The organism is Actinomycetota bacterium, from assembly GCA_030019255.1.
Lineage (GTDB): Bacteria > Actinomycetota > Geothermincolia > Geothermincolales > RBG-13-55-18 > Solincola_A.
On record JASEFK010000007.1, the window covers coordinates 53,646 to 75,752 of the forward strand.

General features: G+C 64.7%; 21 protein-coding genes. 3 read left to right on the forward strand and 18 right to left on the reverse strand.

The window, feature by feature from the left end:
- Window positions 1-27: 27 nt before the first annotated feature.
- Window positions 28-1,329 carry a M28 family peptidase gene (locus tag QME84_07730; GenBank protein ID MDI6874157.1) on the forward strand — a complete coding sequence of 434 codons (1,302 nt, stop codon included), beginning with the start codon at window positions 28-30 and terminating at the stop codon, window positions 1,327-1,329.
- 18 nt (window positions 1,330-1,347) lie between these two features.
- Here the strand turns inward: QME84_07730 and QME84_07735 are convergent, their stop codons facing one another.
- The 6 genes from QME84_07735 to QME84_07760 all read right to left on the reverse strand — a co-directional run bounded on the left by QME84_07735 (window position 1,348) and on the right by QME84_07760 (window position 6,788).
- Entirely contained in the window at window positions 1,348-1,827 is a 480-nt protein-coding gene (locus QME84_07735) for a hypothetical protein (GenBank protein MDI6874158.1), read from the reverse strand.
- 46 nt (window positions 1,828-1,873) lie between these two features.
- Entirely contained in the window at window positions 1,874-2,293 is a 420-nt protein-coding gene (locus QME84_07740) for a secondary thiamine-phosphate synthase enzyme YjbQ (protein MDI6874159.1), read from the reverse strand.
- A 16-nt stretch (window positions 2,294-2,309) separates the two neighbouring features.
- The gene (locus QME84_07745; protein ID MDI6874160.1) at window positions 2,310-2,741 is read right to left on the reverse strand and encodes an ACT domain-containing protein; all 432 of its coding nucleotides are present in this window, start codon (window positions 2,739-2,741) and stop codon (window positions 2,310-2,312) included.
- Window positions 2,742-2,752: 11 nt separating this feature from the next.
- Entirely contained in the window at window positions 2,753-4,051 is a 1,299-nt protein-coding gene (locus QME84_07750) for a phenylacetate--CoA ligase (protein MDI6874161.1), read from the reverse strand.
- A 110-nt stretch (window positions 4,052-4,161) separates the two neighbouring features.
- Complete coding sequence (locus QME84_07755) at window positions 4,162-5,856, reverse strand: ABC transporter permease (GenBank protein MDI6874162.1); 1,695 nt, start codon at window positions 5,854-5,856, stop codon at window positions 4,162-4,164.
- The gene (locus QME84_07760; protein ID MDI6874163.1) at window positions 5,853-6,788 is read right to left on the reverse strand and encodes an ABC transporter ATP-binding protein; all 936 of its coding nucleotides are present in this window, start codon (window positions 6,786-6,788) and stop codon (window positions 5,853-5,855) included. Before QME84_07760 ends, QME84_07755 begins: the two co-directional genes overlap by 4 nt.
- Before the next feature lie 380 nt (window positions 6,789-7,168).
- Here QME84_07760 and QME84_07765 point away from each other — a divergent pair, with 380 nt between their 5' ends.
- Together QME84_07765 and ppcA are read left to right on the forward strand one after the other, a co-directional pair.
- The gene (locus tag QME84_07765; protein MDI6874164.1) at window positions 7,169-8,200 is read left to right on the forward strand and encodes a peptidoglycan DD-metalloendopeptidase family protein; all 1,032 of its coding nucleotides are present in this window, start codon (window positions 7,169-7,171) and stop codon (window positions 8,198-8,200) included.
- 133 nt (window positions 8,201-8,333) lie between these two features.
- On the forward strand, window positions 8,334-9,815 hold the full coding sequence (gene ppcA / locus QME84_07770) for a phosphoenolpyruvate carboxylase (protein MDI6874165.1): 1,482 nt from the start codon (window positions 8,334-8,336) through the stop codon (window positions 9,813-9,815).
- Between the two features lie 88 nt (window positions 9,816-9,903).
- On the opposite strand, the gene QME84_07775 is transcribed toward ppcA, so the two are convergent.
- The 12 genes from QME84_07775 to QME84_07830 all read right to left on the reverse strand — a co-directional run bounded on the left by QME84_07775 (window position 9,904) and on the right by QME84_07830 (window position 21,824).
- On the reverse strand, window positions 9,904-10,653 hold the full coding sequence (locus QME84_07775) for a rhomboid family intramembrane serine protease (protein ID MDI6874166.1): 750 nt from the start codon (window positions 10,651-10,653) through the stop codon (window positions 9,904-9,906).
- 12 nt (window positions 10,654-10,665) lie between these two features.
- Complete coding sequence (locus QME84_07780) at window positions 10,666-11,385, reverse strand: methyltransferase domain-containing protein (GenBank protein MDI6874167.1); 720 nt, start codon at window positions 11,383-11,385, stop codon at window positions 10,666-10,668.
- Entirely contained in the window at window positions 11,382-12,191 is an 810-nt protein-coding gene (locus QME84_07785) for an HAD-IIA family hydrolase (protein ID MDI6874168.1), read from the reverse strand. Before QME84_07785 ends, QME84_07780 begins: the two co-directional genes overlap by 4 nt.
- Complete coding sequence (locus QME84_07790) at window positions 12,188-12,580, reverse strand: tetratricopeptide repeat protein (protein MDI6874169.1); 393 nt, start codon at window positions 12,578-12,580, stop codon at window positions 12,188-12,190. The genes QME84_07785 and QME84_07790 overlap by 4 nt, the downstream gene beginning before the upstream one ends.
- A 2-nt stretch (window positions 12,581-12,582) precedes the next feature.
- Window positions 12,583-13,641, reverse strand: a complete 1,059-nt coding sequence (locus QME84_07795) for a hypothetical protein (GenBank protein MDI6874170.1) — start codon at window positions 13,639-13,641, stop codon at window positions 12,583-12,585.
- Window positions 13,642-13,747: 106 nt separating this feature from the next.
- Window positions 13,748-15,277, reverse strand: a complete 1,530-nt coding sequence (locus QME84_07800; protein MDI6874171.1) for a radical SAM protein — start codon at window positions 15,275-15,277, stop codon at window positions 13,748-13,750.
- A gap of 291 nt (window positions 15,278-15,568) precedes the next feature.
- Window positions 15,569-16,741: an FAD-dependent oxidoreductase gene (locus QME84_07805; protein ID MDI6874172.1), complete on the reverse strand. Its 1,173-nt coding sequence runs from the start codon at window positions 16,739-16,741 to the stop codon at window positions 15,569-15,571.
- Window positions 16,734-17,516, reverse strand: coding sequence for a 4Fe-4S binding protein (locus QME84_07810; protein ID MDI6874173.1), 783 nt, complete (start codon window positions 17,514-17,516; stop codon window positions 16,734-16,736). The genes QME84_07805 and QME84_07810 overlap by 8 nt, the downstream gene beginning before the upstream one ends.
- A gap of 12 nt (window positions 17,517-17,528) precedes the next feature.
- The gene (locus tag QME84_07815; GenBank protein MDI6874174.1) at window positions 17,529-18,668 is read right to left on the reverse strand and encodes an NAD(P)/FAD-dependent oxidoreductase; all 1,140 of its coding nucleotides are present in this window, start codon (window positions 18,666-18,668) and stop codon (window positions 17,529-17,531) included.
- Complete coding sequence (locus QME84_07820) at window positions 18,665-18,964, reverse strand: (2Fe-2S)-binding protein (protein MDI6874175.1); 300 nt, start codon at window positions 18,962-18,964, stop codon at window positions 18,665-18,667. Before QME84_07820 ends, QME84_07815 begins: the two co-directional genes overlap by 4 nt.
- A 545-nt stretch (window positions 18,965-19,509) precedes the next feature.
- Window positions 19,510-20,358, reverse strand: coding sequence for a MerR family transcriptional regulator (locus QME84_07825; GenBank protein ID MDI6874176.1), 849 nt, complete (start codon window positions 20,356-20,358; stop codon window positions 19,510-19,512).
- A 167-nt stretch (window positions 20,359-20,525) separates the two neighbouring features.
- On the reverse strand, window positions 20,526-21,824 hold the full coding sequence (locus QME84_07830) for a DUF1015 domain-containing protein (protein ID MDI6874177.1): 1,299 nt from the start codon (window positions 21,822-21,824) through the stop codon (window positions 20,526-20,528).
- Window positions 21,825-22,107 lie beyond the last annotated feature (283 nt).

Below are 22,107 nucleotides of genomic sequence, written 5' to 3' on the forward strand. Positions count from 1 at the left end.
AGAACCCCGATCCGAAGGTCAACGGCGGTGGAAGAAAAGGACGGGATACTTCAGCACACCGTCTCCGCATCCCGGGAGTCGAGATCCAGGCGGTGGGAGAAGAGCATCGCCTGGCCCGCCCGGCACCTGGCGGCGGACATCGGGCCCCGCCCTCCGGGAAGCAGGGGCGAGAACCGTGCGGCCCGCTTCGTGCGGCGGGAGCTCGAGGAAATGGGTTTCCAGGTCGAGGTCCAGGATTTCCGCACCCCCGTCACCACCGCCTGGGGAAAGGCCCTGGACCGACTGCTCATCGTGGTGGGTGCTCTCCTCTTCCCGTTGAACGGGCATCTCTCCTACGCCTTAGTGGCCGGCGGGTTTCTCGCCTTCCTCCTCGAACGCTACGGACGGAGCCCCTTTTTCTGGATAGCGCCCCTCGGACGTTCGGAGAACGTCGTGGCCAGGGCGACACCTGCCAAGGAACCGGAGGTCCGCCTGGTGCTCATGGCCCACCTGGACAGCCACTGGAGCGCCTTTTATTACCGTCCCGGCCTCGTCTCCTTCTACCGCCCGTTCCGCGCCGCGGACACGGCGTCCCAAGGACTCCTGTTCATCATCTTCACCCTGGCTTACGGGGGGCGTCTTCTGAGCATGGACCCTTCGAAGCTGGGCTTCTTGTGGCGGACGGGACTGGTCACCTCCGCCGTCCCCTTCCTGTCCATGCTGGCACTTTTTTCCAAGGCGGTCTCCGGCCGCTCCTCCCCGGGCGGGAACCACAACGGCTCTGGGGTGGCCCTCCTCCTTGAGCTGGCCCGCGCTTATTCCCGCCACCAGCCTCACGCTGCGGAGCTGTGGTTCGCCTTCACCGGCGCCTCGGAGACCAACGGCCGGGGAGCTCGTGTGCTGGTCCGCCGACACCGCCGGGAACTGCGCGGCGCCTATTTCCTGGTCCTGGAAGGGGTGGGGCGGGGCTTTCCGGCCTGTCGCTTGAAGGAGGGGCCTTTCCCGGGGTTCCATGCCGACCGGCGCTTGCTCAGGCTGGCCCGCTATATCATCGAGTCCTATGCCCACTACAGCGGCGGCATGTCCTCGAACCGCCTTTATCCCGGGGAGACCTTCCACCTCCTCTCCCGCGGCCACCGGGCCATGACCGTCACGGGCAGGGAAGAGACGTCCGTCCCCCGTTTCTGGAGGTGGGAACGGGACGACCAGGCCAACGTGGACCCCCGGAACCTCAGGTTGGCGCTGGATTTCGTCCGCGCCCTGGTGGATGCCGCGGATCACGGCGGCTTGCGTCGCGGAAGGCTCGGGGCGCGAGGCGTAAGGAAAAGGACGAACCGGGAAAGGCACTGAACCCCAGGGTGGGGTTTCCTATCTCTTTCTTCTCCTCCGGCGCGGGCCGCGCCGGCGCAAGCCCTTTCTTCCTCCCCACCAGGCGGAGGCCAGGAAGGTAAGAACCAGGCCACTGGTGGTGAGGAGGCGCTCCCATGCGCCTCTGCCCGCCGAAAGGCCGTACCAGGCTTTCCAACTTCCCCCTTCCGCCAGGGAGTAGATGAACCCCAACCCGAAAAAGACCGCCGCGTAGCAGGCGAAGGACTCCAGGCCCCGGGAGAGGGAGCGGCCCAGGCTGTGGCGGCTCCAGAACCAGGGGGGAAGGGCGCAGAGCAGGAGGTAGGCCAGGATCGCCAGGGTCACCAGCAAGGTATCCCTTACCCCCAGCAGCTGCCGGGACAGGTTCTCGTCCAGGTACCCGTGTACCAGGTAGCGGTAGAGGAAAAACAAGAGGAGATAGTAAAGGACAACGCGCAGGGAATAAGGCACCCTGCTCCAACGGGAGGCGGTTCCGGCCATATGCCTCTCTTTCCCGCGAGTCCGGCGGTCCCCGGCGACCCGTCCCTCACTCGCCCATGACCTGGACGATGAGGACCCGGCGCCGGGGCCGATTGTCGAAATCCACGAAGGCGATCTGCTGCCAGGTCCCCAGGATGAGCCGCCCCTCCCGAAAGGGGACGCTGAGGGAGGGCCCCACCAGGGAGGCCCGCACGTGGCTGTACCCGTTGCCGTCGCCCCAGGTCCGGTCGTGGTGATAGGCCCCTTCCCTCGGCGCCAGCCGCTCGAAGGCCTCTCCTAAATCCCGCACCAGGCCGGGCTCGTATTCCAAGGTCATGACCCCTCCGGTGGACCCGGGCACGAAGACGGTTACCAGCCCCTCGCGGAGCCGGGAACCGGTGAGGCTCTCCTGTACCTTTCCGGTGATGTCGATTATCTCCGATCCACCCCGGGTGGAAAGCTCCAGGCTGGTGGTGTAGACGGGCATCGTCGTACCCCCGCGCTCATATCCGGTAGACGTCCTCCTCGCGCATCACCGTGAACCCGCTTCCCTGCAGGGCCTGGATGGCCCGGTCTATCTGCTCCACGCGGAAGACCACGATGGCGCTCTCCCCGCTCTTCTCCACGAAGCAGTACAGGTATTCGATGTTCACGTTGGCCTCGTAAAGGGGAGCCAGGACTCCCGCCAGCCCTCCCGGGCGGTCCGGAACCTCGACGGCGATGACCTCCGTCTCGCTCACCGTGAAGTTTTCCTCCGTGAGCACCCTCACCGCTCTGTCCGGGTCGTTGACGATGAGCCTCAGAACGCCGTAATCGGCGGTCTCGGCTATGGCCAGGGCGCGGATGTTGACCTCCGCCTCGGCCAGGCACTTGCAAACCTCGTATAACCTTCCGGACTTGTTCTCCAGGAATACGGAAACCTGCCTAACCTTCAACCCGGTACCTCCTACATCTTCCGCCTGTCTATTACCCTCACCGCCTTGCCCTCGCTGCGCTGAATGGAACGGGGCTCCATGAGCCGGACCTTGACGCTCACCCCCAGGTAGCTCTGGACTTCGTCGGCGATGCGGCGTTCCAGTTCCTCCAGCTTCTTTATCTCGTCCGAGAAGACCTCCGGGGAGACCTCCACCTGGACTTCCAGCACGTCCAGGTTCTCCACCCGGTCCACCACCAGCTGGTAGTGGGGGCTGAGGCCGGGGATCTGCATGAGCACCGCCTCCACCTGGGAGGGGAAGACGTTGACCCCCCGGATGATGAGCATGTCGTCGGTGCGTCCGGTGATCCTCCTCATGCGCACATGGGTGCGCCCGCAGGGGCACGGGGAGACGTCCAGGGCGGAGATGTCCCGGGTGCGGTAACGCAGGAGGGCCAGGCCCTCCTTGTTGATATTGGTGAAGACCAGCTCCCCCCTCTCTCCGGGAGGAAGGCTCTCCCCGGTATCCGGGTCGATGATCTCGGGGATGAAGCAATCCTCGAAGACGTGCAGTCCGTTCTTCTCCCCGCACTCTATGGAAACACCGGGACCCACCACCTCGGAGAGACCGTAGATGTCGTGGGCGGAGATTCCCAGCGTCTCCTCGATCTGTACGCGCATCTCGTCGGTCCAGGGCTCCGCACCAAGAATACCCGCCTTGAGTTTTATCATGTCCCTGGTGACCCCCATCTCCTTCATGACCTCGGCGATGTTCAAGGCGTAGGAGGGGGTGCAGCAGAGGATCGTGCTTCCAAAATCTACCATAAGGCGGATCTGCCGCTTGGTGTTGCCCCCGGACATGGGCAGAGCGGTGGCCCCCAGCATCTCCGCCCCGTAATGCAGCCCCAGGCCCCCGGTGAACAACCCGTACCCGTAGGCCACGTGCACGATGTCGTCGGGGGTCCCCCCGGCGGCCACGATGGTCCTGGCCACCAGGTCCGCCCACACCTTTATGTCGTTGGCCGTGTACCCCACCACGGTGGGCTTGCCGGTGGTGCCGGACGAGGCGTGGATGCGGACGATATCCCGCATGGGCACGGCGAAGAGGCCGAACGGGTAATGGTCCCTGAGGTCGTCCTTGGTGGTAAAGGGCAGCTTCTTGAGATCGGACAGGTTCCGGATGTCCCCTGGCGAATATCCCACCTCATCCAGTTTTTTCCTGTAGAAAGGCACCTTCTCGTAGAGGCGGTCCACCGTCTCCCTCAGGCGCTGCAGCTGGAGTTCCTCCAGCCTTTCCCTGTCCAGGACCTCCACCGGGTTGAAGTACTCCATGTCCTCTCCCCTCTTTCTCCAGCCGTGGACTACGGGTTATTTTACCAGATGGCCCCGGCGCCGTGGGGCCGGAAAGGTCCCCTGGCATCCGCTCCAGCCGGACGCTCGCCCTATCCTGACCTGCGGCGCACCAGGAGGGAGCCCAGGGCCAGGAAGAAGAGTCCGAAGCCAAGGAGCGCCAGCCATTCGCCGAGCACGCCGGCCGCCCCCTCCCCCCGCAGCATGACGCCGGAAAGGGCCTCCACGGCGTAGGTCAGGGGGATGGCGCGGGCCAGGCCCCGCATGATGGAAGGCATGAGGTTCAGCGGGAAGATCATCCCGGCGAGGAATATCAGGGGGAAGCTGACCAAAAGACCGAGGATGACCGCGCCGGCTACCTGGCGCGCGAAGGCGGCCAGCACCAGGCCTATCCCGATGCAGGAGAGGGAGGAAATGGCTATGGTGGCCAGGGCCAGGAAAATATTGGAGGCAAAGGCCCGAAAGACGGCCACCGCCAGGACGAGCATCACCGCCGACTGCACGAACACGATGCCCGCCGCCATGAGGAGCTTGGACCCCACCAGGGCCAGGGGGCCCATGTCGGTCAACCGCAGGCGCACCCGCATCCCCTCCTCGTCCTCCAGGACCATGAGGATGGCCCCGCAGAGCACCCCGGTCCAGAGCATGGACAGGGCGATGAGTGAGGGTACCACCGCGTCCTTGGCGGCCAGGGGCCTCCCGGCCACGGAGGTTATCCTGAGTTCCACCGGGAGAGCAGTACCCTTGAGGTAATCGGCGGCTTCCCCGATGTCCTCGATGACCGTGTCCGCCAGCCCGATTCCCTCCTCCAGGCGTGCCCTCAGCTCGGGGTTGTCGGCCAGTTTCTCCCGTATGCGTTCCAGGTCCTCCCGGATGCGGGAGAGGCCCACCACCTGTGTCCCGAAGAAATCGCCCCCCTCCACCAGGACCCGCAGGCCGGCCACAACGGCCCGCATCTTCTCCTCCACCACCCTCTCGCTGACCCGGGAGAGGAACCCCCGCACCGCGGTCTCGGCGAACTCCGCCTTCACCAGGCTGGACTGGTCCAGTACCACCTCCACCTCGGCCACCTTTTCCAGAGTCTTGAGGCGCCGGACGAATCCGGGCGGGAGCACGAGGACCGCGTCCACGCGCCCCTCCCGGAGGTCCTCCATGGCACTGCCCCGGTCCGGGTAATCCTTCACTTCCACCACCTCGCGGGAGAAATCCCGCACCAACCCCCCGGAGTCGTAGGACCGCCCATCCACCCACAGGGACTCGCCCAGGTAGGGATAGGCAGCGGAGGGCACGCCCACCAGGAGCCCGCCTCCCGACGTTCTCAGCTCCTCCAGGGCCTCCTCGCCGGAATCCCGGTAGCGTACTTCCCCCGCGGAGGTCTCCAGGTCGTCCAGCAACCAATCCAGTACCCCGCTATCCACTCGGTGGCCCAACCAGCGTGGTTCAGAGTCCTCCTCCACCGCCGCCGTGACCAGGTTCAACTCCCCACCCTCCAGACCTTCCAGGGCTTGGTCCAGGGAGGCGAGGGCGGTGGACCCTTCCGCTTCCCGGCGCACGGTCCTCTCCAGGCCAGAGGGTTGCCCGGTGGGCAGTATCCACCAGAGGACCTCCACCCCTTCCGGGCGGTCCAGGTCCACCACCCCCAGGGGAACGGGCCGCCCGCTCTCCTGGAAGGCGGCCCCGATGACGCCCATGATCAGGAAGGGATAGACGATCAGCACCGCGAGGAGGAGTCGGTTGCGGTATATGAGTTTCCAGTCCTTGGAAATCAGGGTCCTCCAGCCCTTCACTTCTCGACCTCCTCCATGAAGCGCAGGAAGGCGTCCTCCAGGGTGACCTCGCGGTAGTGCAGGTCGCGCAGGCTTCCGGACAGCCGGGAGGCGATGAGCGGCAACTTCTCGGGGAGGGAATCCCCGGTGAGGACCGTCACCCCTTCCTCCTCTCCACAGTCCAGGGAGAGCTCCCGGCACAACCTCTGAAGCTCGGGCAGGCCTTCACGCTCCAGGCGCAGCTCCAGGCGGTCGGTCCCCAGCAGTCGTTTGATCTCCGCCGGGGTCCCCCGTTCGCGCACCCTCCCCTTCACCAGTATGGCCAGCCGGTGGCAGAGGTGGTCGGCTTCCTCCATGTTGTGGGTGGTCATGAATATCGTGCGGCCCTGCCCAGAGAGTTCACTTATCAGATCCCACACGGCGCTCCGGGCCTCGGGGTCCAGCCCCGAGGTGGGCTCGTCGAGGAAGACGATCTCCGGGTCGTGTATCAACCCCATGGCCAGGCTCAATCGCTGCTGCATGCCGCGAGAGAAGAGGCGCACCTGCCTCCGCACATGCTCCTGCAGTCCCGCCCATTCCAACAGCTCCTGCACCCGAGCGGAGGTACGTGCCGGAGCCATGCCGTAGAGCCTGGCCAGAAGGGCGAGGTTCTCCGCGGGAGTGAGCCTTCCGTAAAAGGAGGGCTCCTGGGGCACCAAACCCAGGCGGCGGCGGAAGCGGGGCTCCCTCGGTTCAACCATCCTGCCCTCCACCAGTATCTCTCCCCGGGTGGGCGCGATCTGTCCGGTGAGGATGCGGACGAGGGTGGTCTTTCCCGCCCCGTTGGGGCCAATGAGGCCGAAGGTCTCCCCCTTTTCCACTTCGAGGCTGACCCCGTCCAGGGCCCTGAAGCCCCGGAACTCCTTCTCAAGGCCCTTGACCTCCAAGAGTACCTGCTTTCCTTCCCCGGGCATATGGCCTCCCCGTAAAGGAGAATTTCGGCGTCGGGCCCGGTGGGGGATCCCGCCTATCTTTAACTTAAATTGACATTACAAACAATATTATGTTTTAATAACTTAAGTTATCAAAAACAACAGCCGTTGGGCGGGAGACCTTCCGTTCACCTAGGCGGACCGGCCGTCAGACCAATAGGATATCAGCAAATCGATTCGGCCGGAACAAGGCGGATGTGGGCTCTCCTCGGTTCGGGGAATCAAGGAGAAGAGATTCGCTTACCTAAAGTATTAAGGAAAAGATAATGGAATGATCCGCGGTTTGCGTATCGTGAGCACAAGAGGGTATAAAAATAACAAGTTGCGCGCCAGGCCGAGCGGCGGAAGGGGGTGAAAACCGGATGAAGGCGAGGGCATGGCGGGCGGCGGCGGTAGCCTTGCTGGTCTGCATGCTGTTCGCGGCCCTTCCCCTCCCAACCTGCCCCTCCGCCACCCTGCAGGAAAAGCAGGCCGAGGCGGAGAGGGTGCGCCGCCAGCTGGAAGCCCTAAAGGCGGAATCCCAGCGGCTGGCCCAGGAATACAACGCCGCCCTCGACGCCTACGAGGCCATCCGCGCCGAGGTGGAGAGCAACCGCAGGGAGCTGGAACGGGCGCAGCGGGACTACAAGAGGGCCCGCACCATCCTCAACCAGAGGCTGCGCTCCATCTACATGTCCGGGGACGTCAATTCCATGGAGGTGCTGCTCGAATCCACCACCCTGGACGACTTTCTCACCCGCTACGACTATTTCTCCTTCATCGGGCGCCGGGATTACCAGGTCTTCGATGAGGTGCGCCGCCTACGGGAGGAGATAACCCGGAGGCAGCACGCCCTGGAGGAGAAGGAAGCCCTCCAGATGCAGACCGTGGCTACCCTCAACGCCAAGCGGCAAGCGATGGAGGCCTCCATACAGGAGCAGCAGAAGTACCTGGAGAGCGTGAACAAGGAGATACTCCAACTCCTGGCCCAGGAAGGCTACTACGGGACCCCGCGCAGCACGCCCATAGGTAACTTCATCTTCCCCGTGCAGGGGCCCTGTTCCTTCTCCAACGACTGGCACGCGCCGCGCACCGGACACCTGCACCAGGGCAACGACATCTTCGCCCCCGCGGGAACCCCCTGCGTAGCCTGTGTCTCGGGGACCGTCCACCAGGGGGAGGGCAAGAATGCCGGCCTCTACGTGCGGCTGGTGGGCGACGACGGGAACGTCTACTATTACATGCACCTGCAGCGCTTCGGGGCCACCGGGCACGTCACCGCGGGCACGGTGATCGGCTACGTGGGGGACACCGGAAACGCCAAGGGAGGCCCGCCCCACCTCCACTTCGAGATACATCCCGGCGGCGGTCCGGCCATTAATCCCTACCCCATACTCCTGGCCGCCTACCGATGACCCTCACGTCCCTGCGGGGATCACCACGGGAATCCATGGATTCGTGATCCTCCGCATAGGGAGGGATTCGAGTATCATAAGTCTCAGCCGGTGACCGATAGTTCACCTTTCAGAAGGGAGGGGTGAAGAGCGGATGAGCATCCCCATCCGGAAAGTGCCCCGGTGCATGAGCACGCAGCATCCCGACAACGTCCAAGCCCCCTTCTTCGCCACCGACACCGTGCTGGGGGGCGATGACGAGATCCAGGAAGCCTTCTACGTCTTTTCCCACCTGGGCTGCGACGAGCAGATGTGGGACTGCGAGGGCAAGGAAGTGGACAACTTCGTGGTCAAGAAGCTCCTTACCCGCTACGAGTCTTTTTTCCGGGAGACGGTGCTGGGAAGGGACGTATTCCTCACCCTGCGCGTGCCTAACCCCACGGTGGAGAAGGCGGAGGCCAAGATACTCCTGGAGACCCTGGAGAGCATTCCCCGCTCCTTCGACGCCGCCTGCCTCTTCTACGGGGAAGAGATACCCCCCATTTTCGAGGTCATCCTCCCTATGACCGCCTCCACCCGGTGCATAGACCGCATCTACCGGTACTATTCGGACTTCGTGGTGGGCAAGCAGGACCGGCCCTTCCAGGAAGGGGACATCACCATCGCCGAGTGGATCGGCGAGTTCAAGCCCCGGAGGATAAACGTCATCCCCCTCTTCGAGGACTGGGAGCACATGCTGGAGTCCGCGTCCATGGTCCGGGAGTACCTGCGGGACAAGGAGGTCGAATACCAGAGGGTCTTCCTGGCCCGCTCGGACCCGGCCATGAACTACGGCATGATCAGCGCCGTGCTCCTGAACAAGCTGGCCCTGGTTCGCCTCGAGGACCTCTCCCGGGAGCTGGGAGTTCCCATCCTCCCCATCATCGGCGTGGGTTCCGCGCCCTTCCGCGGCAACCTGACCCCCCGTAACGTGGAGGGCGTTATCAGGGAATACCCCAGCGCCCACACCTTCACCGTGCAGTCCTCCTTCAAGTTCGACCATCCTCCCGAGCTGGTCATCGACGCGGTGCGCAGGCTCCGCGACCGCGAGGACGCCCCCCCGCACCGCCTGGACGAGGGGAGGTGCCTGGAGCTGGCCGAAAGGTACACCGCCGCCTATCAGGCACAGGTCACGCACCTGGCCCCGGTCATCAACCGCATGGCCAGGTTCGTGCCTTCGCGCCGCAAGAGGAAGCTGCACATCGGCCTCTTCGGGTACTCGCGGAGCATGGGGAAAGTATCGCTCCCCCGGGCCATAACTTTCACCGCGGCCCTTTATTCCCTGGGCCTCCCCCCGGAGCTGCTGGGCCTGGACGCCCTGCGGCCCTCGGACTGGGAGTTCCTGAAGGGCGCCTACCTAAACCTGGAGAGGGACCTGGCCGACGCCCTGCGTTATTTCAACCCCAGGGCCCTGGACCTCCTACCGGAGGATGCGGCGCGTGCCTTGCGGCGCCTGGACATCCTCTCCGCCGTGGAGAGGGACCCGGATCACCAGGAAGTCACCGACCTCGTTCTGGAAAGCTCGGGGCGGGAAAACGAACGCGAGATGAGGGAGGCGGTCCTGCGCGCCGCCGGCATACGGCGCTTCCTGGGCTGAAAAACCGTTCTCCATCCGGGCATGGGAGTTCCCTCGAGGGTCACCGACATTTCCGATCCTGCGCTTCCGGGGAGGGAAAACCGTCTCCTCACTGCCACCAGGAACGCCGGGGCATCATGAGCAGCTCCTCGCGCCTCCGCCTCAGGAGGGGATAGAAGATGCCGGTGATGATCATCCCCATGGAAGCCCCTCCCAGGTGGGCGAACCAGGCGGTTCCCGCGCTCATGCCTCCGGCGATGGAGCTCAGTCCCCCGAAAAACTGGAGGACGATCCAGAAACCGATGACCACGAAGGCGGGAATGGGGACGATGAAGAACATGAAGAGCGTGTATATCCAGGCCCTCGGATAGAGCAGTAGGTAAGCACCCAAAACGCCGGCGATGGCCCCGCTGGCCCCCAGGAGCAGGGCCACGCTGTTGGGGAACACGGCTACGTGGAGGAGGGTCCCGAAGAGACCGCAGATCAGGTAGAAGAGGAGGAAGGGGAGGTGCCCCATGACGTCCTCCACGTTGTTCCCGAATATCCACAGGTAGAGCATGTTGCCTAAGATGTGCAGCCAACCTTCGTGCAGGAACATGGAAGTGAGGAGGGGCAGGTAGACCTGCTTGGCCGGCACCGTTGCCGGGGGATAGGAGAACAACTCCCGCAGGACGCCCAGTGGGAGCCTGGAAGCATGTACTATCTCCCAGGGGACCACGGAATACCTATAGGTAAATATTTCCAGCTGAGCTCCCCTCAGAAAGAGCATGTACAGGAAGACGGCCAGGTTGGCCAGGATGAGGGCGATGACGACCGTGGGCGTGCGCCGAGCAGGGTTGCGGTCGAAGAGGGGTAGCATCCCTTCCGCCTCCTATATCCGGCGGGCGGCGGCCACCAGGAAGCCGCCTGCCCAGGCCATCCCCAACCTGGTAGTTACCCACTCGTAGAGGACCGCCAGGGCGCCCGCGGGACGGCAGAAGGCGCTTGCCAGGTAGTCGGTGTAGGTCCCCAGGTGCAGCACCCGGTACCCGCTGTCCTCCAGGGCCCTCCGCAGGCGCCGGGGCGTGTTGCATAGGTACCACACCGGGAAGATGTTCTCCCTTCCTCGCCCGGTAAGCAAGCTCACCAACCCCATACGCAGCCTCTGGGGAAGGAGGCGGGAGAGGACGAGGTTCACGGCGTAGGGATAGTAGAGGACGTTGGGGGTCATGACCACCAGGCAGCCGCCCGGCCGCAGGACCTCGCGCACCGAACGCAGCAGTCTCTCCGGTCGCCTCAGGTGCTCCAGGACGAACTTGCAGGCCGCCAGGTCCACGGATTCCCGCTCCAGTGGGAGCCCGTCTTCAAGGTCCGCCTGCAAGTAGGCATGATAGGAGCCGCTGCCCGCTCTGCGGTCCACCCCCACCACCTCGGCCCGGGGGAGGAGGAAGGACAGGTAATCCTCTCCACCGCAGCCCAGGTCGACCACCCTCCCCCCCATCGGGCAGAGTTCCTCAAGCAAGCGGTTGTAGGCCAGGTAACCATCGGGGGCCTCGGGGAGCAACCGCCGGTGCAGGTCCCTGGTCCATTCCCTCGCTAGTTCCGGGTTCACAACAGCTCCCTGAGATTCTCCACCACCAGGTCGGGCCGGGGATGCCCGGACTCCAGGTCCTCCCTCCTGGTGACCCCGGTGAGCACCAGGCAGGTGTCCATCCCCGCCCTCCATCCACCCAGTATATCCGTGTCCAGCCGGTCACCTATGACCAGCGTGCGGTCGGCCGCCTCCCCTACCCGGTTCAGGGCCACCTGCATCATGTACAGGTTGGGCTTTCCCACCACCAGGGCCTCCCTTCCCGCCGCCCTCTCCAGGGCGGCGATGATGGCTCCCGCTCCCGGCCAGAGGCCCTCCGGCGTGGGAAAGGTGGCATCGGGATTGGTGCCTATGAAGACCGCGCCCCGGTGAAGGGCGAGGCAGGCCAGGCGCAGCTTGTTGTAGGTCAGCTCCGTATCCCAGCCCACGATCACGAAATGGGCCTCGCGGGCTTCCTCGCCCTCGAGAAGGCGGAGACCGGTGGCGGCGATCTCCTCCTCCAGGCCCCGGCCGCCGATGACGTAGGCGGTCATCCCCTCCAGCCGGTAATTCTCGAGGAGGAACTCCGCGGTGGCCGCCGCTGAGGTGAGGATCTCGTTCTCCGAGGCCGGGATGCCCAGGCCGGCCAGCTTCTCCCGGTATTCCGTCCGTGTGAACTTGGAGTTGTTGGTGAGGAAGAGGAGCTTCTTTCCCTCCCTCCGCACGGCGGAGATGAAATCCGCCGCTCCGTCCACCGGCTCCTGGTCCAGGTAGATGACCCCGTCCATGTCCACCAGGAAGGCCCGGTAGCGACGCAGGGCGGAGGGCATGTCCCGCTGTGCGCTCATGCCCGGGCCTCACCCTTCCTCTCCAGCTCGCGCTGGAAACGACGCAGGGTCTCCCGGTAGAGCTCCACTCCCGGGGCCATCACCGCCGCCAACTTCATCTGGCCGATGGCCATGTGCAACCTGCCGGTGCGGTGCAGGCACCTTCCCAGTCCGAACCTGGCAAAGTGGTTGGTGGGGTCGACCTCCAGGGCCTCCTCGAATTCCCGCAGCGCCTTTTCCGGCTGCCCGCTGTTGTAATAGGCGGTGCCCAGGGCCTCCAGGATGGAACCCCTCCGCGGCTCAAGGGCCTTGGCCCTTTCCAGTAGCAGCGCTGCCCTCCCGGGCTGGCGGTTCCCCAAGAAGCGGCGGGCCTCCTGGAGCAGCTGGTAAGCGCTCTCTTCGTCGTTCATGCTCAGGTTCTCCTCTCCACCTTGTTTCCCGTTTCCGTTTCCCTGCGCTCCGAAAGCCGTGCCAGTCCGGAGAAGGCCAGGACGACCCCCATGAAGGATACCAGGTACGCCGTCCAATAGGTATGCCTTTCCAGCTCCTCCGCGGGGGCTCCGCCGCCCGCGTCGGCCAGGCGGAAGGCGAGGTCCACCATCCTCTGGTTGGAGGAGATGTTGACGTAGAAGAGGATTACGAAGATGAGCCCGGCGACGAGGAGTGCCAGGCCGTAATCCACGTAACCGAAGCGTTCCCTGAACCAGAGGGAAAGGGGGACGTAAGCCGCCGCGGCCAGCACCACGGCCAGCGAGAGGTAGGTAAGGGCTCCCAAGTCGCTTCCCCGGATAAGCGTCTCCCCGGCCACGGCCCCGCCCGTGGTCACCCAGGTCATGCGCACCCAGGGAGTGAAGGTGAGGCCCAGGATGCAGGCCACAGAGAGGGCGGCCATGCCCAGGGAGGCCAGGTCTCCGCCGTCCAGCTTCCGGGAGCGGAAGGCCACCCAGGCGGTGAATCCACTACCTTTCACGTAGGGGCCCCGCCCCGCGGCCCCCTTACCCTCCAGGGCCCTGAGGGCCGGTCGGCCGTGGGGCCCCTTGTGTCTCCTCCTTGAAGGCCTTACGGTGGGCGGCGCCTCCCCGGCTTTTCCCTCCCCCTCCTCCACCTTTCCCTTTCCGGGCTTTAACCTGCTCAACATGCGGTAGGTCCTCTCGCTGAAGGTTATGGTGATGGTGAACCGTCTCTTCCTGTCCTTCCTGGGAGGTTTTTCCATCTCCGGTCGCAGTTTTATCACTTTCTTTTCGCTGGCCGGCGTGAGGGATTCCCGCCTCGTCCTCATGCCAGCCGGAAAGCCCGTGGGTTGGGATTCGTCCCTCTCCTCCCGCGCCGGCCCCACCGGCTCCTTGCCCTTCTCCCAGGAGCTCCCCGCCTCGCGGAGCACTCCCCGCCTGCCCTTCATCCGGGCGTAGCACTGGTCGCAGAAGAGCTTCCCCGCCTCTACAGGCCTTCCGCAGCTCACGCACTCCGCCATTTCCGCCTCCGAGCCCGCTCGGCCTCTCCTCCGTACCTTACCCCGCCCCCGGTACCGTCCGTCGGTGGGCTTCCGGCCAGCCTTGAAACAGTCCCGGTCCCGGTCCTCAATCCTCCCGGGAGCGGGAAACCCCCCTGATGCGGTCCCTCACCCACAGGTAAAGGCGTGGGGATGCCCTTCTCAGGCCGTCCTTCAGGCCGTTCCAGAGCCTCTCGGAAAGACGGGCCAGGGAAACCAGCGCCCCGTGGGGAAGACGGGGGCTCAAGAAAATCCTATCCACCCCCTTCTCCAGCGCCTTCCCCAGGGGTGCCGGGAGTTCGCCAAGGAACCGGTAGACGCGCACGAAGGGGCGGAAATAATAGCGAGCGAAATAGAGCTGGTCCCGGGGAAGGGTGGGCTGGTCCACGTAACGGTCCTCGCGGTAATCGTATACCGGGGGCACCCACCCCCTTTCCACGGCGGTCTCGAAGAGCACGGTGTCCGGATAGGGGTAATATATGGGACTCAAGGAGTGGTCCGCCCTGATCTCCGCGTTCAGCTTGATGGTGTCCAGCACCTTTGATTTGTCCTCGAAGGGAAGGCCGACCATGTTGTAGGCCACCGTCTTGATGCCCGCCTCCCGGCAGGCCCGGAAGGCCTCCACGATCTTCTCCCGGGACATGTGGCGGTTGAGGACCTGGTTGCGGATGAAGTCGTTGCCGCTTTCCACCCCGAAGAACATTTGGTAACAGCCCGCCTCGCGGAGGAGGCGCACGATCTCCGGGGTGACCAGGTTGGCCCGGTAATTGCATATGAAGGGCAGGCCGATCTCCTTGCGGTAGAGCTCGGTGAATCTCTGGAGCCACCCTCCCTTCCAGGGGAGGATGTCGTCCCGGAAGTTCAGGTAGCGGATGTCCGGGTAGGTGGCCAGCAGCTTCTTCAGGTACTCGATGCTGTACTCCGGGCTGTGAAAACGGGAGTAGCGGTTCTTGTTGGGATAGATGTCCCGCATCTTCTTGTTGGAACAGTAGGTGCAGCTGTAGGGACACCCCCGGGAAAGGATGACCACCCCGGTGTGGATGCGGGTGGAGATGAGCTTACCGGGATCGAAGAGGCCGAAATCGGGCAGGGGCAGTTCATCGATGTCCTCGATGAGGGGACGCACCGGGTTGCGGTGGATGACGCCGTCCTCCTTCACCCAGATGCTCTCCACGTCCCGAAAGTCCTCCCCGGCGTCCATCCTTTCCACCAGCTCCAGGAGAGCCCTCTCTCCCTCGCCGCGGCAGATCATGTCCACCCCCTCGGTGGCGATGACCTCCTCGGGCAAGGTGGTGGGATGGTAGCTCCCGCAGATGACCGGGACGTCCAGGGCGTCCTTGGCCCAGAGCACGTACTCCTTGACCTGGGGATATTCCCGGGTCATGGTCACGAACCCCAGGAGGTCCGGTCCCTCCCTGCGGATGGCGGCCTGGAACTCCTCCCGGGGCACCGGGCGGGTGAGATGGTAGAGGGACACCAGGTGGCCGTGGCCCTTGAGGACCGCAGACAGGCTGGCCAGGCCCTCCATGTACCAGCCCCCTTCCTCCACGCCCAGCATGCGGCCGGTGAGCGGGTCTATGTTCACCTTGTAGTCGGGATATACGAAAAGTATCTTCATCCGTCCTTCGCTTTCTTCCGTCTTCCCCGCCCGGAAAGGAACGCCGTTCTCTCCTTCCTCGACAGTTCTATATTACCCCATGGTCATGGGGACCGGTGGAGCCTCCCTCACCCTCGGCCCCCACCCTCACCTTTCCCGGAGGCGGAACTTCGCCCGGACCCAAACCCGGGCGCGAAGGCCGTCCCGTCCTCCCGGGGACCGGCGCCGCCCTCACCCTCGACCTCTTCTCCTTCCATGTTCTGAAAAGCGAACGCTCAACGCGCGTGAAAGCCGATGGGTACGAGGCCGCCCTCACTTGAAGCGGTAGAGGGAAAAGGGCGTGATGTCCAGGCTGGTCTCCCCGTCCAGGACCAGTTCGCTAATCATCTTCCCGGTGATGGGGGCCAGGCAGATGCCGTCCCCCGAGTGTCCGGTGGCCAGGAAGAACCCCCGAACACCCTTTATGGTACCCAGGATGGGAAGGCCGTCGGGAGAACAGGGCCGCAGGCCGGCGAAGCTGCGGATGACGTCCATGTCCTCCACCCAGGGGAGGTAGCGAAGTGCGTTGCGGGCGATGGCGTTCATGGCCTCGGGGGTGGTTTGGTTGTCGAAACCCACGAACTCCCGCGTGCTGCCCAGGAGCAGGTTCCCGGCCGCCGTCTGCTCGGCGGTGAAGCCCAGTCCCAGCTTCGCGGCTTCCACGTCCGCGGGCATGAGAGCCTGGATATTGGCCTTGGTGCCCAGGTATTCGGCCCCAGCCACCAGGATCTTGAGGACCGGTTCGCGGGACTCGGTGACCAGTATCTGGCCCCTCTGGGGAAGAACCGGAACGTCGACGATGATCATCTTGCCGATCTGGTTGGAGCCCACCCCCGCGGCGCAAACCACCCGCCGGGAGTGGATGTTCCCCACCGTGGTGTGGACCTCGCGCACCCGGTTGTTGGTGACCACGATGTTCTCCACCTTGCAGCCCCGGATAATGGTGGCCCCCATTTCCTGCGCCTTCTGGGCCAGCCCCAGGGTGAGGGATATGGGATTCACCTGGGCGTCCAGGGGGCAGTAAGACCCTCCCTTGACCTCCTTGCCCACCTCGGGAAGCAGCTCCTTGAGGTCGGAGACGGTGAGGACCTCCACCTCCAACCCTTCCGCCTTCAGGGCCTTGGCCCGGGCGCGCAGTTCCTTCATCTGGTCCTGGCTGGTGGCCAGGAGGAGCCCGCCGCACCGGCGGTATTCGATGTCCACTTCCAGGTCCTCGGCCAGGGCAGGGAAGAGCTGTGCGCTCTCCATGGCCAGGCGGAGGTGAGGACCCGGCGTCTTGGTCTGCAGGGAGATAAAACCGTCGCAGGCTCCGGAAGCTCCCGCGGCCAGGTCGTCTTCCTCGACGATCATCACCTCCGCGCCCTCCCGGCTGAGGTAGTAAGCCACGGCGGCACCGATGACCCCGCCCCCTATGACCACCACTTCCGAGCTCATTACCTCAGGCATTTCCTCCCCCCAGAAAACCCAGTTTTACCGGTCGAACCGGCGGACGAACCCTGAAGGAACCGATTTCCTCCCCTTCCCTCCCGGTGGCCTCCGCCAGCTCCTGCCGCAGGGAGGATTGGCAGAACATCCCCTGGCAGTAACCCAGGCCTACGCGGGACGCTCTCCTCAGAGAGGGGAGGGATTTTAACCCAGTCCGCAGGATGTCCCTCACCCTCTCCAGGGGGACATCCTCGCAACGGCACAACGGGTAGTCCGCGAGCGACGGTAACTTGTCCACCTCCCGGAAACCATCCCGTTCCATAAGTCGGTATCGCACTCCCCTTACCTTTAGGGCCACCGATTCCGGCACCCTCACGGTCACCAGCAGGGTGGGCGCTCCCCCTCCCAGCGCCCTTATCTTTAGTATCTTCCCCCCGGTTAGCGCTTTTCCCTCCCCGTCTACCACTTGGACCTCCTCGCCCTCCACCGGTCTTTCGCCCATCTCGTAGGGCACGGTAACCCTGGCAAACCCGCTCTTTTCCCTGCGGTCCAGGAGAAACACGGCCATCCCCGGGCACAGGGCCACGCACCGCCCGCACCCGTTGCAGGCCTGTGGGTCGAAGCGGGGGGCGGCGCAGATATCGGGCCCCACCCGGATGGCCCCGGTGGGACAGGCTTCCTCGCAGGGATTGCAGGGGATCTCCTCGCGGCAGTCCACCACGGCCACGGCTCCGTCCACGGCCGCCTCCCAGGAACTCCGCCAGAGGTCTCCCTCGCCAGGGATGTCAGGGCTCATCTTTCGCCTCCCCTACCGCTTTTTGAGTCGCCCCTTCCGGCGGACCCGGTCGCCGTCCTCCCTCCCTCTTGCGGAACCGGGAAGGGAACAGAGCCGCTCCTTGGCCCTCCGGCGGGGCTCCCCGAAGGGCCCTCCGCGCAGGAGCTCCAACCTGGCCCCGATCTCCCTCATCCTGGCCGCCGCCTTCCCAGGGTCCAGGACCCCCGCGTCCCGGGCCGCCGCCAGTCCCGCCAACCGACCCTCGTCCATGGCCACCGAGGCTTCCTCTACTCCCGCCAGGTCTCCGGCCACGTAAACCCCCGGATGGTCGGTGCGCATTTCCCGGTCATGCCATGGAAGAAATCCGCCCAGTTCCGGAACGTGGACTAACCGGCATCCCCGCATGGCCGCCAGTTCTGCCTGGGGCGCCATGCCCACGGCGAGACAGAGGGTGTCCACCAGGAAGCGCTTCAGGGCCCCGGTCTCCATGTCCTCCACAAGGACCGATTCCACCTCCTTTCCTCCTTCGGCGGCCACGACGCGGTGGCGCAGGAAAAGGGGCACGCCCTCCCGGCGCAGGCGTTCCGCGTGGACCAGGTAACCCCCCACCCGGCGGCTCACCTCGATCACCCCCGCCACCTCCATGCCCGCCTGCAGCAGCTGGTAGGCCACGATGAGTCCCACGTTCCCGGCCCCCACCATGAGCGCCCTTTTGCCCGGCAGGACGCCGTGCAGGTTGACCAGCGTTTGGGCCGCCCCAGCGCCCATGACCCCCGGCAGGGTCCAGCCCGGGAAAGGAAAGCTTCTCTCCACGGCCCCCGTGGCCAGGATGGTGGCCCCTGGCCGGAGGAGGAAGACGCCCTCGCCCCCGTCCACCAGGAGGCGGCCGTCCCGGAAGAAACCCAGCACCCTGTGTCCCAGGCGTATTTCCGCTCCCCCCTCGAGACAGCCGGACACCAGCTCCACAGCGATTTCGAAGCCCCTTTTTCCCGCCCCGTGTTCCCGGGAACCGAAGAAACGGTGGATCTGCTTGACCAGCTGACCTCCCCCCTGCGAACCCTCGTCCAGCACCAGGGGAGGAAGGCCGGCCCCCGCCGCCTCCATAGCCGCGCACAGACCAGCCGGACCGGCTCCTACCACCACCAGGGGGCGGCTCTCCTCGTGGAGGTTCATGCCTTTCCCCCTCCCGGTGTGCGCAGGCGCATCCCCTCCTCGACCGGGGTGAGGCAAGTCAGGACCATCCCCCTGCCTTCCAACAGCATCCGGCACTCCGTGCACCTGCCGATCATGCAGAAGGGCCCCCGGGGTTCCCCGCTACCCGTGTAATGGGCGATGCGGATACCGGAAGCGAAGAGGGCCGCGGCCACGGGTTCTCCTTCCCGCGCGCTCAGGGGTCTGCCGTCCAGGTAGATGGTGACCTCCCTCCCGCGCGGGGGTTCGCCGAGCACCGGGTGTCCGCGCACCCGCATATCGCGATCGCCCACCATGGCGCCTTCCCTTTTTTCCCTCGATCCTCTAACCACCTTCTCAATCTCGCTTAAGACGGGCGCGGCCACCCTTCCCGACGGATAATGCTAAAACACCTAAATATTAACCCCCTTCCAGGAGGGTCGTCCAAGCCCTTCGTCCGATGAGCACCGCCATCCTCCCGGACACCGAGGGCCGGCGGATAGGTCATGGACCGGAGAACCCGCCTCGAGGTTCAGACTTGATTCCTCCTCCTTCACCCCTTCGAACCTGGGGTGGTTTATATATTCCGCTAACGCCTCGCTCTTTCAGGAACAGCGGGCTCGGCACAGGTCGGAGAACCCGTTTCAAGACGCCGGCCCGAATCCCCGCCCCTCACAGCAAGAAGCCATCAGATGGTACCTGGCCCCCTTCCCGCACAAGACACGACTTATTTCCTCACCAAACGGTCTGACGGTCGCCGGAAAGGTAAGCGGACGCCGCCCCTCGCCAAATGCGCTCTGGAGGCAGCAAGATGTGGATGGCCGAAACGCTTGTTGGAGAATGCTCAATCGGGCTTCAGGGCCCGGGTCACGAACTCGATGGATTCCTGGGTAATCTCGTCTATGTCGTGTTTCAGGGGATCCTCCATCCAGAAGTTGGCCAGGCGTACCAGCTGGCCCATGATGGCGCTGGCGGCTATGGCCGGGTTGACCTTGCGGATGGTGCCATCGCGTATCCCGCGGGCGATGGTGGCTCGCAGGTCCTCGGCGATGGTCATGGTCATCTGGGAAAGCTTGCGGTCGAAAGAAAGGTCGCCGGTGACCGCTCCCTCCAGGTATAAGTTGTATATCTCCCGGTTCTCCACGATAAGCTTGAAGGCCACCGGAATGGCGATCTTGATCCTCTCCAGCATGTCGTCCACGGAGGCTATCTCCCTGGCCACCCGTGCCCGGAACACGCGGACCCCCTCCTCGGCCAGGTCCATGAGGAGATCCTCCTTGCCGGAGTAGAGCTCGTAGAACTCGCCCATGGAAACGCCGGCAGCGTTCACTATGTCCTTCTCGGTGGTGAAATGATACCCCTTGCGGGAGAAGAGCCTCACCCCCGCCTCCATGATCTTCTCCCTGACCCCGACCTTTTTCGCGGACTCGGAGGGAGCCTCAGCCGCCCCTTCCGCTGCTTCCAGGCCGCGGTCTATCTCCCTCCATATCTCCATCTTGGCGGCCATGATCTCCTTTATCCTCTCCAGGGGCAGGTGCTTCTGGAGCTGCAGCCGCTTGATATAGTTGATCATCTGCACGTAGGAGGGGTGGTAATAGGCCATGTTGCGATGGGTCTTCAGTGGAGGTGGAAGCAAGCCCATGCGCACGTAGTAGTTGATGGCCGAGGTGGAGACACCGGTTGCCTTGGCCACCTGAGAGACCTTCAGGAGGTTTCGGGTATCGGGAGCTTTCCTGCCTCCGGTCCCCTTACCCTCACGGGAAGCGCGTTTCTTTCCGGGCATATATTAAGTATAGGTTAATATCTTTGAAATGCAAGACCCCCTGTGCCGCGGCGAGGAAGCTTTCTCGAGAGGCGGGCTCAGCGGAAGGCCGTCTGGTGATCGAAGATGACTAGGCCGCTGGGAAGCTTGGGATGGAAATAGGAACTCTTGTGGGGCATCCTCTCACCGCCCTCGGCGATCCTCCAGATGTCCTCCATACACGTCGGCCTCACCAGGAAGGCGGCCGCGGCTTCTCCCTTCACCACCGCGTCCAGGGCCCGGCTCTCCCAGGGCGTGTAACGCAGCTTGCCCTCCTCGGCCAGCTTATCCGTATCCAGCCCCAGGCATTGCCCGAGGGCCAGCGCGTGAAGGACGGAGATATCCAGCTCCTTCCACTGTCGGCTCTCTCCACCCGGAATCACCCTGTGGGGCTCCACTCCCGGCCGAAGGATGAACCGCATCAACCCCTCCCTGGTGGCCAGGAGGAAAGCCGGCCTCCCCGCCCCCCGGATGGTCTCCGCCAGGGAACCCTCCCTCCGGCCCGCGTCCCCAGGCAGGGGGAAAGCGTCGAAGAACGGGGACAGCCTCTCCTCTACCTCCCGCAGTCCGAAAAAGGGTGATTCCAGCACGCGGTGCACGGGAAGGACTAGGAGTCCCGGGTCCTCCGTCCTCACCATGGTCACGGACACGTAACCCGCCGCCTCATGGGGATCGGCGTCGGCGCCGGTCTCCTGGCTGTAGGCCAGCGCCGTCTCGTAACGGTGGTGCCCGTCGGCGATGATCAGCCGACGGCCGGACACGGCCCGGACGAGGGCCTTCACTCCCTCCGAGGAATCCAGCCTCCACAGGCGGTGCTCCACTCCCTCGTCGTCCAGGAACTCGAGGAGGGGAGAACTCGCGGTGGCCTCCTCGAGCAGGGACAGCACCTCCTCCCCGGGGTCCCGGAAGATGGTGAACACCTGGCTGAAATTGGCCCGACAGGACCGCAGCAGGTGCAGCCTCTCCCGGCGGACGTTGTGGAAGGTTTTTTCGTGGGGCAGAACCGAGGTCCCCGGGGGCTGGCAGCGCAGGGCGGCTATCAGGCCGGTGCGGGACAGGGTCCCCCCCAGGGGCGAGGAGAAGGTCTGGCGGTGGACGTAAAAGCCGGGTTCGCTATCCGGAACCAGGACCTCTCCCATCTTCCAGGCCCGGAACAGGGCGGCGGAGCGGTTCCAGAAGCGGGATTCCCCGGGTTCCACCTGGAGTATGAGGCGCACTATGTTGTAGGGGGAACGCGACAGGAGCTGTTCCCTACGCCGGTCATCGATGACGTCGTAAGGTGGCGCCACCACCCGGGACACGTCCTCCACCACCAGGGGATTATATAAGGTCCCCCGGAAGGGCCTTATCTCCACCACTTCCGATCTCCCATTATTTGGCAGATAACTCTCGGGCCAGGTCACTTTATTTGGAACATTATACTTAACCCCACCTGCGCTGTATACGCGATCCTTCACCGTGACCTCCCCTCCATCTGCGCGGGCGTTACCGCCTTTCCCCGTTGCCATGAAGCCCCGTCACCCATATTCGCCACCGGTACGCTCCTTACCTTCAGCCTCGCTTCTCATACTCCGAAAACCGATATGTTGCCCGGAGTCGCCCTCGCGGATACCGGGGCAAATGGGTTTTGAACTGCGGGGA

Coding starts and splice junctions, on each gene's coding strand:
- QME84_07790 (MDI6874169.1), bottom strand. CDS start 12,580: ATGAACGACGAAGAGAGCGCTTACCAGCTGCTCCAGGAGGCCCGCCGC.
- QME84_07815 (MDI6874174.1), bottom strand. CDS start 18,668: ATGAACCTCCACGAGGAGAGCCGCCCCCTGGTGGTGGTAGGAGCCGGT.
- QME84_07775 (MDI6874166.1), bottom strand. CDS start 10,653: ATGCTACCCCTCTTCGACCGCAACCCTGCTCGGCGCACGCCCACGGTC.
- QME84_07795 (MDI6874170.1), bottom strand. CDS start 13,641: ATGGCGGAGTGCGTGAGCTGCGGAAGGCCTGTAGAGGCGGGGAAGCTC.
- QME84_07740 (MDI6874159.1), bottom strand. CDS start 2,293: ATGCCCGTCTACACCACCAGCCTGGAGCTTTCCACCCGGGGTGGATCG.
- QME84_07810 (MDI6874173.1), bottom strand. CDS start 17,516: ATGAGCCCTGACATCCCTGGCGAGGGAGACCTCTGGCGGAGTTCCTGG.
- QME84_07750 (MDI6874161.1), bottom strand. CDS start 4,051: ATGGAGTACTTCAACCCGGTGGAGGTCCTGGACAGGGAAAGGCTGGAG.
- QME84_07765 (MDI6874164.1), top strand. CDS start 7,169: ATGAAGGCGAGGGCATGGCGGGCGGCGGCGGTAGCCTTGCTGGTCTGC.
- QME84_07735 (MDI6874158.1), bottom strand. CDS start 1,827: ATGGCCGGAACCGCCTCCCGTTGGAGCAGGGTGCCTTATTCCCTGCGC.
- ppcA (MDI6874165.1), top strand. CDS start 8,334: ATGAGCATCCCCATCCGGAAAGTGCCCCGGTGCATGAGCACGCAGCAT.
- QME84_07820 (MDI6874175.1), bottom strand. CDS start 18,964: ATGCGGGTGCGCGGACACCCGGTGCTCGGCGAACCCCCGCGCGGGAGG.
- QME84_07785 (MDI6874168.1), bottom strand. CDS start 12,191: ATGAGCGCACAGCGGGACATGCCCTCCGCCCTGCGTCGCTACCGGGCC.
- QME84_07800 (MDI6874171.1), bottom strand. CDS start 15,277: ATGAAGATACTTTTCGTATATCCCGACTACAAGGTGAACATAGACCCG.
- QME84_07805 (MDI6874172.1), bottom strand. CDS start 16,741: ATGCCTGAGGTAATGAGCTCGGAAGTGGTGGTCATAGGGGGCGGGGTC.
- QME84_07760 (MDI6874163.1), bottom strand. CDS start 6,788: ATGCCCGGGGAAGGAAAGCAGGTACTCTTGGAGGTCAAGGGCCTTGAG.